We start from the raw sequence: 17,075 nt of genomic DNA, 5'->3' as shown, positions 1-17,075 counted from the left end.
TCAACACGAAATGGGGAACTTAGCAAACTACTACTCTTAAAAAGTTGGTGCCTTTATATTTGTGACGAAAAACTAGTGGGACCTGCTAAAAGTTCTCTAAGTAATATAAAATCAAGGACTGCATCACTAATTAAAGCAGAAAATCCATCTACTATAAGTCAGTAGATGGATTTTTTTATAATATCCCTGATGGAGATCATCTCATTAAAAGTATATTTGATATGTGACCCAATATTTAACTTTACGTTTCCCAGTTATCCTTAACATTCCGAGAAATTTATACCGAAACATCCATAATTACTCAAATTGATATTCTTCATTATAAGAATGCTCAAATATATTTAATATTTCTAGTAATTGTATAGCCTCTGTTTGGTATTCATTAGATGAATTTTCAGCAAATTTTTTTAATGAGGCTTTGTATTTATTATATGTTTTTGGAGCAAATGGGATATACTTTTCATTCCCTTCATCTGCTTTATATAGAATTTCAGCATATACTTCTAAAATATAATTCCAAGTTTCACGAGGATTTATAAATTCCAATTCACCGTTTGAATTTTGGCCTAATGCTAAGGCTGATATATTTTTATAATCAAAGGAAACTTCTACTGGTTCTTTTAAAGAATTAAGTTTTTTTACGGATAATTGTTCAACTATTTGAAAACCCTCTTTAAATCTAGTTATATCATCCGCAGCAACTTCCATATAAAAATGAATAGCGTTCCTGTAAAGCTGATTATATTCTTCACTATTTTTATTTCTTATACTTAATTCTTTTAAAAGTCTACTTTCTAATAGTTCATATTTCGCGTTGAAATATACAACATCTTTATAATATTCGTTTTCTGAAATACCTAAAGCCTTAAATAAATCTCCATACTCAGATACTGCCTTTTCTTGAGAAATTTCATGAAGATATTTTGTGTTTTTTTGTTTAGCAAGTTCTTCAATTTCCTTATCATTAACTTCAATACCTTTACTTTGAGCAAAAGTCATCATTGCTGTTCGCTCAATAAGCGAATCAAAACTATGCAATTTTGCCTCTTCTTTAGTCCAAAAGGCAGATTGGAAGTATTGCATTTCATATACAAGTACATTAAAAAAAGTATTGTTTAGAGGTTCCATTTGGACTTTTTCAAGATTTAATTCTTCTAGAAGTTTAGAATTTTTGTTACTAGTAACATCTACAGTACTTTCTGTTGGTTTAATTACTCCTAAAATAAAAATAATACAACTTACTGTTACGATTGTAGTAATGAATCCGAATAAATACTTAGGATATAAGACCAGATTCTTTTTTGGTTTCTGATTTTTATAATTTAACATTCTTTCTATCGACTTTTCGGAGGGAAGATTATTCTTTTCAAAAAAATGATCCAAACTCTTTTTTATCTGTTCTTTATTCATTGAATATCGCCTCCTCCTCTTTTAGTAACTTTTTTAACTTTTCACGTCCTCGAGCAAGCCTAGTCTTCACCGTATTTTCAGATAAATCTAGTAAAGCCCCTATCTCTTTAACGGAATAATCCAAATAATAATATAAGTAGATCACTTCTCTATATTTTACTGATAAATTAAATACATGTTCGTAGAGCTCTTTGTTACTACTCCTTTCTTCAACTAAATCTTCGGTTGACTTTGAATGATTAAAAAATGATGTAAAAGTATTTGTTAATTGATAATTGCGGTAAGACCAACTTCGTAATATATCGTAACTGCGATTAATGGTCATACGAATTAAATAAGTTCTGTAATTCGATTCTCCACGGAACTGTTCTTGTCGCTCAAAAGCTTTTATTAGGACATCCTGTACAATATCTTCAGCCAATTGGGGATTTTTCACATATGAATATGCAATTTTGAATAAATCCTTCATGTACTCTCTTGCTACCCCATCAAAATCCATCCAACATTCACCACCTCATTAAATTAGACGGATGTAAAAAGTGCACCGTTTCGATTTTTATAAAAAAAAGCTCATCACGATAACTTTAGATTGATTTCCGTTCCGGCTGGGCGATTTCAATCAACTTAGCCACATGACATACGTTTTAACAGCATGTCATCCACCCCCAACTTTCAGTGACGAACAAAAATAAAGTGCAGCTTTTTGAAAAACTCTTATAAGCTTCACTTTTTTTACTATTATATATTTTGAATAAAGAAAGGACTGCCCTCAAAAGGCATTTTTCATTGCCTTTTGGGACAGTCCCTTATTTGTTAACCTTTATTTTAATACTTCCGGATGGAAACCATCTTTTTGGAAGTAATTTTGATGTGACCAAATATTTAATTTTTCTTTTTCTGCATCTTGCTGGATTTCTCTAAATTCATCCTCAAACGTATTGTTTGGTTTATGGATAAAGCGCACTGCTGCAAGTCCTTCTTTTAATAATGATTCCTGTAACATTACATCATCAATAAAGACATAGGCTAATAAGCGATCGTAGTTATCTGTTTCTGGTCCAACATCGTAAACCGCTTCAATCTTTTTGGCGTGTTCTAACAATTTAATCGTATAGTCTTTTGCCTCTTCAGCATAAGGTTGAGCTTCACCTTTGTTATAATTCATCTCTGGTGTATCTATCATCAATAGGCGAATTTTTTGTTTCTTGCCATTTATTGTCGTCTGAATTGTATCACCATCATATGCTTTAATATACTCTACATCAAAGCGTTTATTTCCTGTTTTTTCTTCAACCTGTTCAATAGAAATAGTACTATCTTGGTTAGTCGATGCTGTATCCTTTTCTTGGGCTGGTGATCTGCCGAAAATCATATACAATGCAACAGCAAGAATGATTGTACCACTCGTAATTAACGTTTTTATATCTTGCATTTTCATGTAGTAGGTCCCTCACAACTTCATCTTTATTACATTTTAAGGAGGCTTCTAAAAGAATCCTTAAAAGTTTCACGATATTTCTATTGTAGAATATCAGGCTACTACATTCAAGTTATGTAGCTGCAATTGCTACCCAATGGTTTGGAGAAACTTCAACAAGCTGACTATTTTCTATCTCATAGTGTGTTTGTATGTCCTTATTTTCGGTATCCATATATTTTTGCTTTTCTATCGCTGGATCTGGAATTGGTATTGCGTGTAATAAAGCTTGTGTATATGGGTGCTGTGGATTGGCGTACAGCTCCTCACTTTCTGCAAGCTCTACAATCTTCCCACCATACATGACAGCTACGCGATCGCTGATATGTTTAACCATAGACAAATCATGTGCAATAAATAAGTATGTCAATCCAAGGCGCTGCTGTAAATCCTTTAACAAGTCTACAATCTGCTTTTGAATAGAAACGTCAAGTGCTGAAAGTGGTTCATCACAAACAATAAAATTTGGCTCCACTGCTAAAGCTCTTGCGATGCCAATACGTTGTCGTTGCCCACCTGAAAATTCATGTGGATATCGCATGGCATGTTCTTTGTTTAAGCCTACAAGTTCAAGTAATTCCTCCACACGCTGTTGACGTTCTTCATTCGATTTAACGAGTTTATGAATATCTAGAGCTTCCCCAATAATATCTACTATTTTTTTCCGAGGATTCAACGAGGAATATGGGTCTTGGAAAATAATTTGCATATGACGACGCATAGCTTTAAGCTGCTTTTTCGTTAGTCTTGTAATTGGAACACCTTGATACAAGACTTCTCCATTCGTAGGCTGATGAAGCTGCAAAATAGTTCGACCTGTCGTTGATTTTCCTGAACCTGATTCACCTACTAAACCCAATGTTTCCCCTGGGTATATATGGAACGATAAATCATTGACGGCCTTTACTGTTTGACCCTGCCCTAATGCGAATTCCTTTGAAAGATGTGTCACTTCAATTAAAGGTTTATTTTTATCTATTCCAAGCTGTACATTCGTAATTGGTTTAGGCTGCTTTTTCTCATGGAGCTTCGGTAAAGCATTCAATAGTTTTTTAGTATAAGGATGTTGAGCATTTTCAAAGATTTCCTCTGTTGTACCTTGCTCAACAATCTCTCCTTCCTTCATAACAATAATTCGATCGCACATACCAGCAACAACACCTAAATCATGTGTAATTAATATGATTGAGGTGCCCATCTTTTTTTGCATATCTCGCATTAATTTTAAAATTTGCGCTTGAATAGTTACATCAAGGGCTGTAGTCGGTTCATCTGCAATTAGTAAAGATGGACGACAAGCAAGTGCCATGGCAATCATCACACGTTGGCGCATTCCTCCTGAAAACTCATGCGGATATTGTCTATATCGTTCTTCTGCATTTCGAATGCCTACAAGCTTTAATAACTCTATTGTTTGCTTATACGCCTCAGCTTTGGACATCGATTGATGCTTTATTAAACTTTCAGCCACTTGGTCACCAATACGAATAGTTGGATTTGTGGATGTCATTGGATCTTGAAAAATCATACTAATATCTTGTCCACGGATTGCCTCCATTTGTTTTTCGCTCAATGAAGTAATCTCTTGTCCTTTAAACAAAAGATTTCCTGACTTTAGATATGAAGGTGGTGATGGTAATAGACGCATAATTGAACGAGCTGTTACACTTTTTCCACTACCCGACTCTCCTACAATTCCGAGTGTTTCACCTTTATTTACATGAAAATTAACGCCTTTAACGGCCTCAAACTCTGTCTCTCCCGTAATAAAAGATACACGAAGATCGCTGATTTCTAGAAGCTTTTCACTCATTCAATCCATCCTTTTGTAAATTTTGTGATTGACTTAATTTTAAGTATAATCCATACTTTACAATACTGATAGGAATTATACAATATAAACTGCTAAATGTTTCTTCTTGCAATCTATTCAATAGGACCTTACTAAAAATGAGTTGGCTACTAAGGTTTGCTGATGTGTTTTAGAATCTATTATTTTACTTACGTCTGGAGGAAATGCATGGTTATTTCAAAAGTTCGTTCTTCAACTAAGGAACATGTATTCTTTTTTTCAGTTTATCAAAAGCTCATGCACCATAAGTCTTACAACGCGCTACTATTTCTATTAAGTATTTTAGTACACCCTTTTACATACTTATCCTATCGGAAAAGAAAACATTCGCACCTATACCGCCAAGCTTTTGAGCAACGAAGTCTGTACTACAAAGAAAAGGGTTTGTTCACACAATGGCAAGTTAAATTTGCCGAGCAAGAATTAGCCAAAGCTAAATTCTTTCATGAATGTGTGTCTGAAAAACAATTACAGGAAACTTCTTCGAAATTAGCAGAAACAAAACTTCAACAGTTAGTAGAGCAAGATTTATTGAAGGATGGTTTAGAAGATCCATCCTATTTACAATTTTTTAGTCAGCAGCTTAAAAATAAAAGTTTTGTAGCCCTTACTTTTTTACCGGCTGTTTTATTTTATGTAGCCCTAATATTGTTTGCGAATCCCTTTCTGCAATTTGTCATTGAACGAATACTACAAAGTTTCATTGTAATTGTAGGTGTCGCGACATTGGTGTTTACAATTTTGTATTTGTCGCCATTCGATCCAGCGAGAAACTTACTTGGTGTTACGGCAACGCCTGAGCAAATAACTAACTTTAATCATATTCATGGCTTGGATCAGCCATATTTATCTCAGTTATGGAATGCATTATCTGGCATATTTACATTTGATTTAGGTACTTCCTTTGCAGGGAAAGAAAACATAACACATAGCATTGTAAACAAATTTCCTATCACACTTGAAATAGCTATCCTATCACTTTTAATGGCTATCGCTATTGCTATTCCGGTCGGCATTATATCTGCTGTTCGTCCGAATTCATATTTGGACTATACATTTATGTTTATCGCATTGATAGGATTATCCATCCCAAGTTTTTGGCAGGGATTGATATTTATTTTAACGTTTGCATTAAAGCTACAATGGTTCCCAGCTACTTATAATCCTCAAAACTGGCTATCTTTAATAATGCCAGTCATTGTCTTAGGAACATCCATTACAGCTTCCATTGCCCGTATGACAAGATCCAGTATGCTTGAGGTGATACATGAAGATTACATTATTACAGCGAGAGCTAAAGGCCTGAATGAATTTAAAGTGATTTCAAAGCATGCTATTCGCAATGCCATGATTCCTATTATTACAGTGATTGGACTTCTTTTTGGTGGAATGTTAGGTGGGGCATCTGTTACAGAAAAAGTTTTCAATATTAGTGGTATTGGTAGCTATATTGTTGACAAGCAGTTTATTCCGGACATTCCAGCTATCCTTGGTGGGGTCGTCTATATTGCTATTACAATTTCGATCGTTAATTTATTCATCGATATTTTGTATGCCTTTTTCGATCCACGCATTCGCTCGAAAATGAAGAAGTCTTAAAGGGGGATCACCATTGAAAAACAGCTTACATGTCAAACTACTTTTGAAGATTACACAGGAATATGTCAATTCACATTTTACATTTGTCTTTTCCTTACTGTTTTCTTTATTGTTTCTAGCTTATAGCTATAATTTTTCTACTCAAAGCTGGCGACCAATCGTCTTAATCTTTTTCGTCATTTATGCAATTACCACAGCTTATGTTGGTTTCCTGACTTTACGAATTAAACAGGATTTAGCGAGTCATAGTGACATACAAAAAAGCACTCGATTACTTGGTTATCCACTGTTATTGACAATAGTTTCAGGCAATATTTTTTCTACATCTTTTGCTTTTTTGCTTATGTCAAGAAGTAAGACAGCTGAATATACTTTTGCTGCTTATGCATTCATCACTCAGTTTTTTATTATCGGTATTTCAGCACTGAACTTATTTAAACCGTATGTCACAGATACGTTTTTACTAGCAATGGGTCTTTTCTTATTCCTTGCAATCTTTTATATCGTGATGTTAATTCTATGTACAAAATTTGTGACTTCCGAGGCTGCACCGAAATGGATGCTGTTACCTGGCATTTTGTTGCTTATTGCCTCTTTGACTGGCAATCTATTTGCAACATTGCTAGGGTATAGCCTTATTCAAAAAGCTCGAAAGGCGAATCCATCTACAATTGAAAAATGGCAAAGAATTTGGGAAAAGATTTTACGCAATACGATGGCCGTCTTCGGGTTATTTTTCATAGTATTTATGTTTTCTTTGTCCGTAACAAGTTCTTGGACATTTGACTATGACTTCGCTATTGAAAATAACTATGGAGCATTGTTACAAACACCTTCGTTAGAATATCCACTAGGCACCGATAATTACGGACGTGATTTATTTTCTCGCATTGTTTTCGGTGCACAAATATCGCTTATTGTCGGACTTTTCTCTACGATTATACCTGCATTAATTGGCGGTACGCTTGGAGCATTTTCAGGTTATTACGGAAAAGCGACTGACAACATGATCATGCGAAGTCTTGATATTTTATATGCCATTCCTGGAATTTTACTGGCAATTGCCATTATCGCAGCATTTGGTGCCAATACCATTAATTTAATCATCGCACTAAGTGTTGGAGCGATTCCAACGTATGCTCGTACCATGCGCGCTAATGTAATGCAGCTCTCTAATTTCGAATTCGTAGAATCAGCCAGAGCATTAGGAGCATCTGATGCTGCTATCATTTTTAAGCATATCGTTCCTAATTCGTTAGCACCGATGATTGTCAAAGCAACATTAACTATTGGTGGTGCTGTGATTTCAACAAGTAGTTTAAGTTTTTTAGGGCTCGGTATTGAGCCACACATTCCTGAATGGGGCAATATTCTAAAGGTTGGCAGTACGTACCTGGAAACACATTCCTATGTCGCTATTTTCCCAGGTCTTTGTATTATGCTTCTCGTTCTCTCCTTTAACTTCTTAGGTGATGGGTTACGAGATGCTTTAGATCCAAAATCAAATTAATAATGGAGGTTTTTTAATGAAAAGATTACTTGTATTCTTATTCATAGCAGTATTAGCATTAGCAGGCTGTGTACAAACAAAAACTGAAGTAGAAGGTAGTAAAGATTCAAAAGGTAAAGGTAAAAAAACAATTGAGGTATTAGGCATGGCTGCTTCTGAGGAAGACATGAATATTGTTCGTGATCAACTAGTTAAAAATGGCTTTGATGTTAAACTAAATATTCAACCTGATTATGGTTCATTTTCAGCACAAAAAGATGCTGGCAATTATGATTTAGCGCTTTCGAGCTGGACAACAGTAACAGGAAACCCTGATTATGCTGTTCGTGGTTTATTTAAAACGGGCGGTGATTATAGTATTGTATCTGATTCAAAATTAGATGCTCTCATCGAGGAAGCAAGTACATTAACAGGTGATGAAGCTGCTGCAAAATATAAAGAATTAGAACAGCTCTTAGTATTCGATCAAGCTTATATTGCACCGCTATATATTTCAAATAAATATCAAGGAATTTACTCTGAATTAGTAAACCCAAAAACAGTACATCTACCGAAATCCCGTGCGCAAGTGTGGGAAAGTATTGAATTCAATGACTCATCCAAAAATGCAACTGAACCATTGATTTTACATCAAACAATTAGTTCGTTAACATCGCTTGATCCTATTAAAGGAAATGATGGTTCTATTAATACATTAAATACAAATATGTATGTACGACTTGTAAACTTAACAGATACAGATGACGTCGTTTCTGATGGATCATTATCTTATAATCATGCTATTGCTGAAGGTAACCAAGAATATTATTTCATTTTACGTGATGATATTAACTTCGCTGCTGTAAAAGACGGTGCCGCTGTTGATACAGGTGAATTAGTTTCAGCAGAAGACGTTGTATTCTCATTAAATCGTGCAAAAAATCCAAAATCAGTTCCAGACCATCGCACATATAGTCTTCACGAAAATATTGAAACAGTCGAAATCGTTTCTGACTTAGCTGAATTACAAAAGAAAAAGGTTGCGGGCTCTGATCAGTCTGTGTTAGATGCATTATCTCAACACCTCCCTGCTTCCGTAACGCAATTAGCAAAAGATAAAGGGACTGTTAATAATGCAGCTGGAGCATACCAAGTTGTTAAAATTACAACACCAACACCATTCCCACAAGTGTTAAATTATTTAGCACACCAATCTGGTGGTATCGTATCTGAAAAACAAGTAACAAGCATTAACACATATGATGTAGCAAGCTATGATCCAGATAAGGATATCGCCTATGGTGATCAAGCTACAGTGACAGAAGGCACAGCAACATACAACAACCATCTTTATGCAAGTGGCCCTTACATCCTTGTGAAGAAAAATGATTATGAAGCACAATTTGTGAAAAATCCGGCTTACCGTGTAGGTAGTGAATATGAACCGAAGATCGCAAAAATTAATGTTCGTTTTATCGCTGATAACGATAGTGCTGTATCCGCATTACGTAATGGTGAAATCCATGTTCTCCAGTCAGTACCAGAAACAAAGCTAGACATTGTAAAATCTGATACTAAACTAACGTTACACACTGCTGATAGTAATGCAGTATCCTATCTACAAATGAATACATCTGGTCGCGCTGTATCAGATTCAGTAGACCTACGTAAAGCAATTCTTTACTCTATTAATCAAGATGAATTTATTAGCTACTATCAAGGCAATAAAAAACCTGCTGTCTCCACTGTTTCACCACTAGTTAATACAGGATTAAAGCTTGAGGCAGACAGTGAAAAAGTAAAAGAATATTTAAAAGCCTATAACGATTAATAAATATATGAGTATACAAAAAAATTCATAAAGCATACTAAAAAACGAGCCTCCTCATATTATTGAGGAGGCTTTGTTCATAGTGTTGAATAACTATTATGTCTATGAAATTAAGGTGTCCAAATAAATATATATTATGGTTCTACGGCAAAGCGTGAGGTTGATTTCCGTTCCGGCTGGGCGCTTTCCTGGGGGCGTCCGATGAGCCGCTTCGCTTCGCTGCAGGGTCTCATCTGTGACGCTGATCCCCGTGGAGTCGCCCAGCCTCCACTCCAATCAACCGATTTTACACAGTTTGTGTTTTCAGGTATGTAACTTTAATTTAAAGTGACAGCGGAGCGACAGCAACAACTCGCCCATTAGAAAGAAGTGCATTGAGCAGATATCCCCCCATTATAATCCCTTGACCAATATGTTTTTCAACACTAAAAAAGAGCCCTCACATACTTATGGAAGGCTCTGTTGTCTATTTTAGAAGATGCTAGTAACCCAGGCGTTATCACAAAATGCGAAGTTCTTAGCCTGAGTTCCTCTATTTTAGGGGTGCTGAAAGATGTTAAATCTCATTATGTGATTTTGGTTTTGGTCCTAGATCTTCGGGCTCAATATCTGCGAAGGTCTCGCCCTCTTCTTCCAAGTCACGCATACGATGGGCAATACGTGATGCGGCAGAGGCTGCGATACTGCCAACTAAATCATCTAAAAACGTATTTACATGATGACCAGGTTCTGTATCTAGCTTCTTAATAATACCGATTTTTTGCTTGTCTAAGTGTCCGAAAGTTGTTACTGCTATGCTACCATATGTAAAGACAGCTCCAAGTGCGATCGTTTCATCCACACCAAATAAACCCTCATCGGATTCTACTATTTGCTGTAATGGTGCCGATAATAACTTTTTCTCAGCAAGTTCATCTAGTTCAATCCCTACTAATAAAGCATGTTGAACTTCACGCTTACGTAATACACGCTCGACAGAATGAACACAGTGGTCTAATGTTAAACCTTCATTATAGGATTTTTGCATTTCATAAACAATTTTAGCAATATCCTCTAGCGATACACCGCGACGAATAAGTGCAGCTTGGGCTGCCTTCGCTACTTCATCAGAGTGTATGCGAGTACTTTTATCATGCATAACTATCCCTCACTTCGATTTTATTACTAGAATAGTGCTAGCCCAACCTATTATACCTTTACTTTGGCTATATGGTACAATTTTGTTACAAACATGAGAAGGAGTGTCATCATTGGATAAGGGAACTGTACAGGATTTAAAGTTCTATAGTGAAGCATTGCAGGAGGAATTACAGCTCTATATTTATGTTCCTGCAAATTATTCTCCACTTTATAAATATAATATTTTAATTGCATCAGACGGCAAAGATTATTTCCAGCTTGGAGGTATTACAAAACTTGCTGATGAACTTATCGATGACTATGAAATCGAAAATTTAATCATTGCATTCGTTCCTTATAAGGACATTAAGGATCGACGTCATAAATATATTCCAAGTGGAGAGCAACATGAAGCATACCTTCGTTTTTTAGCCCATGAGCTTGTGCCATATTTAGACGCTGAATACGCAACTTACCAAATGGGAATGAGTCGTGGGGTTATTGGTGACTCAATGGCTGCAACCGCTTCCTTAATGGCCGCATTAAAATACCCAAGTATTTTTGGCAAGGTCATTTTACAATCACCGTATGTTGATGAAAATGTTCTGCAAGCTGTAGAGAATTTTAAAGATCCAGGCGCAATTTCCATTTACCATATTGTCGGCAAAGAGGAAGATAAAGTTGTCACGATGGATAAAACCATTAAAGATTTTTTAACGCCAAATCGTCAACTGCATAATCTCATGTTAAACAAAGGATTTTCTACATTTTATGAAGAATTCGATGGTAATCATACATGGAAATATTGGAAACCCGATTTACGTCGCGCATTAATTGAAAATTTCAATTAATATGGACGATTCAAATTACGAAATCGGAAATTTCTGTTATACTTAAATAAAAAATTGTTTATTTTCGGGAGGTAATGGCCTATGAAGTACGGTATTGTGGCATTTCCATCAAAAAAATTGCAAGATTTAGCGAATACTTATCGCAAACGTTACGATTCTCATTATGCGAAAATTACTCCGCATATAACATTAAAGGACAGCTTCGATGCAACGGATGAAGATATTCAATCTGTCGTAAAACAATTAGATGAACTTGCTGCCAAATATGCACCTTTAAACATTCATGCATCACGCATAAGTTCATTTTTCCCAACAACAAATGCGATTTATTTCCGCATTGAACCAACTGAACAATTAACAGCAATCCGCCAAGCTTTAGAAGAAAAAGTACCTTTTGGTGAGTCAAAACACGTATTTGTACCACATATTACAATTGCTCAAAAAATGACAGATTCTGAGCATGATGACATCTTTGGGCAATTACGTATGACAGGTGTTGACGAAAAAGATACAATTGATCGCATTCATCTTTTATACCAATTGGAAGATGGCTCGTGGACAACATATGAAACTTTCCGTTTGTCAGGAGCTGAGTAATCCTTGTTTAACGTTAAGATTGTTGAAACAGCAAAAGAACATGAGGATGCGTTTGCAGTCCGCAAGCAAGTTTTTGTTGAAGAGCAAGGTGTGCCGCTTCATCTTGAATGTGATGCTGAGGATACAGCTGCAACGCATTTTATTATGTACGAAGACAATGACCCTGTAGGTGCTGCACGTTTACGAAGTATCGAGGACGATGCTGCAAAAATTGAACGTGTTTGTATTTTACAAGATCAACGTGGCAAAAAACTAGGTGCTTTAATTATGAAGGAAATGGAGAAGCACGCCATTTCAATTAATAAGAAAAAACTAAAACTCCATGCACAAAGCTATGCTATTCCGTTTTATGAAAAGCTTGGCTATACGGTAACATCTCCTGAATTTATGGATGCTGGTATCCCACATCGTGCTATGGAAAAAAAGATCTAACTTATTTCAGCGGGTGTCAAACATCCGCTGAAATAAGTTGCCTCCGGCGGATGTCACGGAAATCGGAAAGGAGTTCTTAAAGGATGTTAGCCTAAAATCATCGCATCCATGCGATAACGGCTAACTGACCTGCATCCTGCAGGCCTAAGCACAAAGCCGATTCCGGACGCAATTATGCCGAGGCATAATTGATCAAAAAGGTGTTACGAAAATGCTGATGCATATCGTAACACCCTTTTTATTTCTCTACAATGCTTTAAAGGTTGATTTATAAATGAAAATCCATTTAACCAACCTTTTAGATATATTGCTTTGCATAGTAGATATATCATGTTATTTCATCATTTTAGTAATTTTATCTAAATCTAGTGAAGCTCCATCTTGAATAATAGATTGTACTAATTTATCTTCAAGCTCTTGTGTAATTTGTCTATTGGACATCTTACTTACGCGCCGTACGATTTTTCTTACTTGTTTTTCATTTTTAAAATCAGCATGTTGAATTGCATTTGCTAATGCGAAAATTTCATCCATTGATACCCCAGTTTTTTGTTCAATTGAATTAAACAACGAGCGATTCATGTTCCCCCTCCTATCAGTTAAAATTTAATTTTCTCCACTTTCATTTCATCTACTAATCCTATGACAACTAGTGAAGGCTTTAAACTTTACTCAGAAAATGGAGCACTCTGAAGAAAAGCTAAAGCCTCTATCTCTGTCACATTAATCAAATTATATGCAAGCAGCACCAACAATGATCAGAAGAATGAAAAGGACAACAATTAAGATAAAAGTTGAACTATGCCCATGTCCGTAGCCATAGTAACCTCCATGGCCTCCGTCATGGTGACCACCATAGTAGCCTCCATGGGAACCACCATAGTAACCGCCATAATCTCCTCCGTAACAACCATCAGCATGCCCTCCATACGGATGCGCACCCCAGCCTTGATATCCCATAAAAATACCCCTCCCTTCTACAACCTATAATATGTTAGCGTTGTAAAAATGGGTGGGGTATTCGTCTAATCAACATTTCCTTTAGGTTTAAATATTAATGCTCCGATAAAGCCAAAAACAACGGCAGCACTGATTCCTGAGCTTGTCACCTCAAACATCCCAGTTAGCACACCTACTAGCCCATGTTTTTCCGCTTCAACAATTGCACCTTGCGTTAAGGAGTTTCCAAAAGATGTAATAGGGACAGTGGCACCAGCACCAGCAAAATTAATAAGTGGGTCATACAAACCCATTCCGGCAAGAATTGCTCCCGCTACGACTAGAGTACTCAATGTATGTCCAGGTGTTAATTTACCAACATCCATTAATAATTGACCTATGGCGCAAATAATGCCTCCTACAAAAAATGCAAACACAAATGTCATAACCATCGCTTTTGCCTCATTTCATTGTAATTTCAATCGCATGTGCCGTACATGGAATTGTCTCGCCCTGTTGAAATGAAAGCGGAGACAGTAATGCTCCTGTCGCCACAAGAAGTACTCGTTTATAGGTACCTGCTCGCATCTGTTGGATCACATAACTAAAAAAAACAGCTGCCGAACAGCCTGCACCACTTGCACCGGATTGGAACGTTTCATCCTGTCCATAAAACTCAGCACCTGCATCACGTAAGGGTTTTAACTCTTCGCTCTTTATGCCACTCTCAACAAACATTCCTTTTAGAAGTTTTATGCCAAGTTGACCTAAATCACCTGTTAAAATTAAATCATAATGGTAAATTTTTTGATTTCGTTGCTCTAAATGTGATTGAATTGTTTGAAAAGCGGCAGGTGCCATCGCTGCACCCATGTGAAAAGGGTCATCCATACCATAATCAACCGATTTCCCAATAGTTGCTGCTTCAATAGAAGGGTATTCCTCATGATGTTTACCAACAAGAGCATAACCAGCAGCCGTTACCGTCCATTGAGCAGTTTGGGGCTTTTGTGAGCCATAATTGATTGGATAGCGGAATTGTCGTTCAACCGCATTGTGTTGACTAGATGCACCAGCTAGCGATAAATTGGAGGCACCTATTTCAGTTAACAGGCTTGCAACAATTACGGAAGATATAGAGGTGGCACACGCTGAGAATAATCCAATAAAAGGAATGTCTAAGTCTCTGGCCGCAAAATTGGTTGGTGTCATTTGGTTAACCAAATCGCCGCCCATAAAGTAATCAATGTCTGTATTTTTCACGCCCGCTTTTTTCATGGCAAATTCACAGGCCTCTTCAACCATTTTTCGATGACCCTGTTCATTTGTTTTCATTTGCCAACGTTCATCATCGTAGGTCGCATCAAAATGTTGACTAAATATACTACGTTTCTCTAATGGACCTGCAACCACACCACCTGCTATTAAGGACGGCTTCGATTGAAAGACAATTACCATGAAACCACTCCTATCGTCACAAGAATGAATTTAATAAGTGCAATAAAAAAGGCGGAGACAACACCAAATAATACAACTGACCCAGCTAATTTAAATAAATTCCCTCCAACACCGAGTACTAATCCTTCAGATCTATGCTCAATGGCAGCAGAAATAACAGCATTACCAAACCCTGTAACAGGAACAGCTGATCCAGCTCCAGCAAATTGACCAATTTTTTTATATAAGCCAAAACCAGTTAAAATCATGGCGAAAAATATCATTGTTGCAACTGTTGGATTTCCGACTGTCGCTTCGGTAAAATCAAAGAAAATCATATAAAAAAGTGACACTGCCTGCCCAATTGTACAAATAAGGCCACCTACTAGAAACGCCTTAGAAACATTCTTAAAATAGGGCGGTTTTGGCGTGACATTTTGTTCTAATTGCTGGTATTGATCTTTTTCCACTATGTTTCCTCCTTTGCTAGCTTTTTCAATTTCTTAATTTTATCTTTCAGTTTATTATCTTCAACTTGATCCTTTTTTATTTTATTGGCTTCATAAAAAATTTTATAATCGGTTGAGACAAAAACATCTTTGTTTGGATATTTTTCATCAAATTTCTTTTGCAACTTTTTCTCCAATTTTTTCTTTTTCCACTTATCCCATGGTTTAATTTGCACTGCTACAAGCATACTATTGTCATATTGGATAACCGTTGTTTTGTCTACAAAGTCCTGTTCTTTTAAAATGGCTTCAACTTCTTTTTCATTTTCCGGTGAACCGTAGACAATAAATTTTTCTTTTTCACCGCAACCACTTAAAAGCGATAAACTGACTAATAGAGGTAACATCATTCCTAATAGCTTCAAGTTTTACCCTCCTTTTCTTTAAAGTTTCTCCATACATAAAAAAACTATTCATTTAACTATATATACGAAAGCCCGAGTCCATTTTTCATAAGCACATATTGTAGAAGTAGTAACAAGGAAAGGAGGTGACAATATGGGTTGTGGCAAGCCAACAAATCCTATTGGACCAATCCATTCAGCAGGCTGCGTTTGTGACGTAGTACGCGCCATCTTAGACATTCAGAATCAAGCGGTGAGAGAAGAATGTCAACCATGTACAGCTAACTGTTTCTTAGAACCACTTGGAGGCATTGTAAGTCCTGCACGCTCTCATGCAGATACACGTGTATTCATGTTAATTACAAAAGACGGTACTCCTTTTAAAGCATTTTTCAGTTCACCAACAGCAGATCCATGTATATGTACATCAGTATTTTTCCGTGTAGAAGATATGTTCGATGAGTGCTGCGCTACTTTGCGTGTTTTAGAGCCTCTATGTTCATTTGACTCCAGCGAAAGTACAGTAGATCTATTAAGTCGAGATGGCTGCTGTGTCAACATGAAAAAAATATGTAAAGTAGATGATTGGAATTCAACTGAGAGCTGTATCACTGTAGATTTATCATGCTTCTGCGCTGTACAATGTATTGCTGATGTTGACTTAGGGATTTGTGAATAATCTTTTCTCCTTTGACACACTACACATAAAAAAAGTGTACAGCATCCTCTGCTGTACACTTTTTTCATAAGGTAGGTAATTGTTTACCTCGCCATAATACTTGTTCTATGTCTTCAAAATATATAATCTCTTGTGTCTTCAATTCGAAAGAAGTAAGCATCAACGAATCGGTCTGTACATCAGATGCACTACCGCGTAATTTTCTACCATCCTTCAAACATATAACTAATGGTTGATAGGCTTTTTGCCGAAACGGCTTTTCTAAAAATTGAAGCTGCTTTAGTAAATACGGATCTATTTGTACTTCTTCAACCACTTCGTCGTGTTCTTCAATAGTTTGTTCATTGAAATAGCCGTCCTTACTATACACTGACGTACTTTCATCCAAATCAAGTTCATGTAGCACCTTGGAAATATTTAAAAAATATGATGGTGACTTTATAAACAAGCGTGGCTCTTGACCCAAATTACTCACTTCCCTTTTTTCATACAATATGCAAAAGAAAGAAA

At 36.3% G+C, this 17,075-nt stretch carries 19 protein-coding genes; 7 read left to right on the top strand and 12 right to left on the bottom strand.

From position 1 onward, the window contains the following. Window positions 1-297: 297 nt before the first annotated feature. The 4 genes from ABH968_RS15380 to ABH968_RS15365 form a co-directional block, all read right to left on the bottom strand. Window positions 298-1,410: a hypothetical protein gene (locus ABH968_RS15380; protein WP_370045256.1), complete on the bottom strand. Its 1,113-nt coding sequence runs from the start codon at window positions 1,408-1,410 to the stop codon at window positions 298-300. Continuing rightward, window positions 1,403-1,909, bottom strand: coding sequence for a sigma-70 family RNA polymerase sigma factor (locus tag ABH968_RS15375; RefSeq protein ID WP_370045254.1), 507 nt, complete (start codon window positions 1,907-1,909; stop codon window positions 1,403-1,405). Before ABH968_RS15375 ends, ABH968_RS15380 begins: the two co-directional genes overlap by 8 nt. A gap of 321 nt (window positions 1,910-2,230) precedes the next feature. Next, on the bottom strand, window positions 2,231-2,848 hold the full coding sequence (locus tag ABH968_RS15370; protein ID WP_370045252.1) for a thermonuclease family protein: 618 nt from the start codon (window positions 2,846-2,848) through the stop codon (window positions 2,231-2,233). Window positions 2,849-2,960: 112 nt separating this feature from the next. Then, window positions 2,961-4,700: an ABC transporter ATP-binding protein gene (locus ABH968_RS15365; protein ID WP_370045251.1), complete on the bottom strand. Its 1,740-nt coding sequence runs from the start codon at window positions 4,698-4,700 to the stop codon at window positions 2,961-2,963. Window positions 4,701-4,907: 207 nt separating this feature from the next. Between ABH968_RS15365 and ABH968_RS15360 the strand changes: the two genes are divergently transcribed. From ABH968_RS15360 to ABH968_RS15350, 3 genes are read left to right on the top strand one after another with little or no spacing between them, the layout of a single operon-like run. Further along, entirely contained in the window at window positions 4,908-6,338 is a 1,431-nt protein-coding gene (locus tag ABH968_RS15360) for an ABC transporter permease (RefSeq protein ID WP_370045250.1), read from the top strand. Window positions 6,339-6,351: 13 nt separating this feature from the next. Further along, on the top strand, window positions 6,352-7,848 hold the full coding sequence (locus ABH968_RS15355; RefSeq protein WP_370045248.1) for an ABC transporter permease: 1,497 nt from the start codon (window positions 6,352-6,354) through the stop codon (window positions 7,846-7,848). 16 nt (window positions 7,849-7,864) lie between these two features. Further along, the gene (locus ABH968_RS15350) at window positions 7,865-9,658 is read left to right on the top strand and encodes an ABC transporter substrate-binding protein (protein WP_370045246.1); all 1,794 of its coding nucleotides are present in this window, start codon (window positions 7,865-7,867) and stop codon (window positions 9,656-9,658) included. A 556-nt stretch (window positions 9,659-10,214) separates the two neighbouring features. On the opposite strand, the gene ABH968_RS15345 is transcribed toward ABH968_RS15350, so the two are convergent. Further along, window positions 10,215-10,796, bottom strand: coding sequence for a phosphatidylglycerophosphatase A family protein (locus ABH968_RS15345; RefSeq protein ID WP_370045244.1), 582 nt, complete (start codon window positions 10,794-10,796; stop codon window positions 10,215-10,217). A gap of 112 nt (window positions 10,797-10,908) precedes the next feature. Between ABH968_RS15345 and ABH968_RS15340 the strand changes: the two genes are divergently transcribed. From ABH968_RS15340 to ABH968_RS15330, 3 genes are all read left to right on the top strand, one after another. Next, on the top strand, window positions 10,909-11,628 hold the full coding sequence (locus tag ABH968_RS15340; RefSeq protein WP_370045242.1) for an alpha/beta hydrolase: 720 nt from the start codon (window positions 10,909-10,911) through the stop codon (window positions 11,626-11,628). Between the two features lie 81 nt (window positions 11,629-11,709). Continuing rightward, window positions 11,710-12,225 (top strand): YjcG family protein, encoded by a 516-nt coding sequence (locus ABH968_RS15335; protein ID WP_370045240.1) that lies wholly within the window; start codon window positions 11,710-11,712, stop codon window positions 12,223-12,225. A 3-nt stretch (window positions 12,226-12,228) separates the two neighbouring features. Next, window positions 12,229-12,657 carry a GNAT family N-acetyltransferase gene (locus ABH968_RS15330; protein WP_370045238.1) on the top strand — a complete coding sequence of 143 codons (429 nt, stop codon included), beginning with the start codon at window positions 12,229-12,231 and terminating at the stop codon, window positions 12,655-12,657. A gap of 333 nt (window positions 12,658-12,990) precedes the next feature. Here the strand turns inward: ABH968_RS15330 and ABH968_RS15325 are convergent, their stop codons facing one another. The 6 genes from ABH968_RS15325 to ABH968_RS15300 form a co-directional block, all read right to left on the bottom strand. Beyond that, window positions 12,991-13,239 (bottom strand): stage VI sporulation protein F, encoded by a 249-nt coding sequence (locus ABH968_RS15325; RefSeq protein WP_370045237.1) that lies wholly within the window; start codon window positions 13,237-13,239, stop codon window positions 12,991-12,993. A gap of 150 nt (window positions 13,240-13,389) precedes the next feature. Next, a complete protein-coding gene (locus ABH968_RS15320; protein ID WP_370045235.1) occupies window positions 13,390-13,617 on the bottom strand; it encodes a YjcZ family sporulation protein in 228 nt (75 codons plus the stop codon). A gap of 65 nt (window positions 13,618-13,682) precedes the next feature. Then, the gene (spoVAE, locus tag ABH968_RS15315; protein ID WP_370045346.1) at window positions 13,683-14,042 is read right to left on the bottom strand and encodes a stage V sporulation protein AE; all 360 of its coding nucleotides are present in this window, start codon (window positions 14,040-14,042) and stop codon (window positions 13,683-13,685) included. 16 nt (window positions 14,043-14,058) lie between these two features. Then, the gene (locus ABH968_RS15310) at window positions 14,059-15,054 is read right to left on the bottom strand and encodes a stage V sporulation protein AD (protein WP_370045234.1); all 996 of its coding nucleotides are present in this window, start codon (window positions 15,052-15,054) and stop codon (window positions 14,059-14,061) included. After that, complete coding sequence (gene spoVAC / locus ABH968_RS15305) at window positions 15,048-15,503, bottom strand: stage V sporulation protein AC (RefSeq protein ID WP_370045232.1); 456 nt, start codon at window positions 15,501-15,503, stop codon at window positions 15,048-15,050. The genes ABH968_RS15310 and spoVAC overlap by 7 nt, the downstream gene beginning before the upstream one ends. Next, on the bottom strand, window positions 15,503-15,907 hold the full coding sequence (locus ABH968_RS15300; RefSeq protein ID WP_370045230.1) for a YhcN/YlaJ family sporulation lipoprotein: 405 nt from the start codon (window positions 15,905-15,907) through the stop codon (window positions 15,503-15,505). Before ABH968_RS15300 ends, spoVAC begins: the two co-directional genes overlap by 1 nt. Window positions 15,908-16,040: 133 nt before the next feature. On the opposite strand from ABH968_RS15300, the gene ABH968_RS15295 reads away from it, so the two are divergent. Next, on the top strand, window positions 16,041-16,565 hold the full coding sequence (locus ABH968_RS15295; RefSeq protein WP_079559573.1) for a CotY/CotZ family spore coat protein: 525 nt from the start codon (window positions 16,041-16,043) through the stop codon (window positions 16,563-16,565). A 64-nt stretch (window positions 16,566-16,629) separates the two neighbouring features. Here the strand turns inward: ABH968_RS15295 and ABH968_RS15290 are convergent, their stop codons facing one another. Further along, window positions 16,630-17,040, bottom strand: a complete 411-nt coding sequence (locus ABH968_RS15290) for a hypothetical protein (RefSeq protein ID WP_370045228.1) — start codon at window positions 17,038-17,040, stop codon at window positions 16,630-16,632. Window positions 17,041-17,075: the final 35 nt, after the last annotated feature.

Source organism: Lysinibacillus sp. RC79 (assembly GCF_041262405.1).
Taxonomy (GTDB): Bacteria; Bacillota; Bacilli; order Bacillales_A; family Planococcaceae; genus Lysinibacillus.
This window is presented reverse-complemented; position numbering and strand designations above follow the sequence as displayed.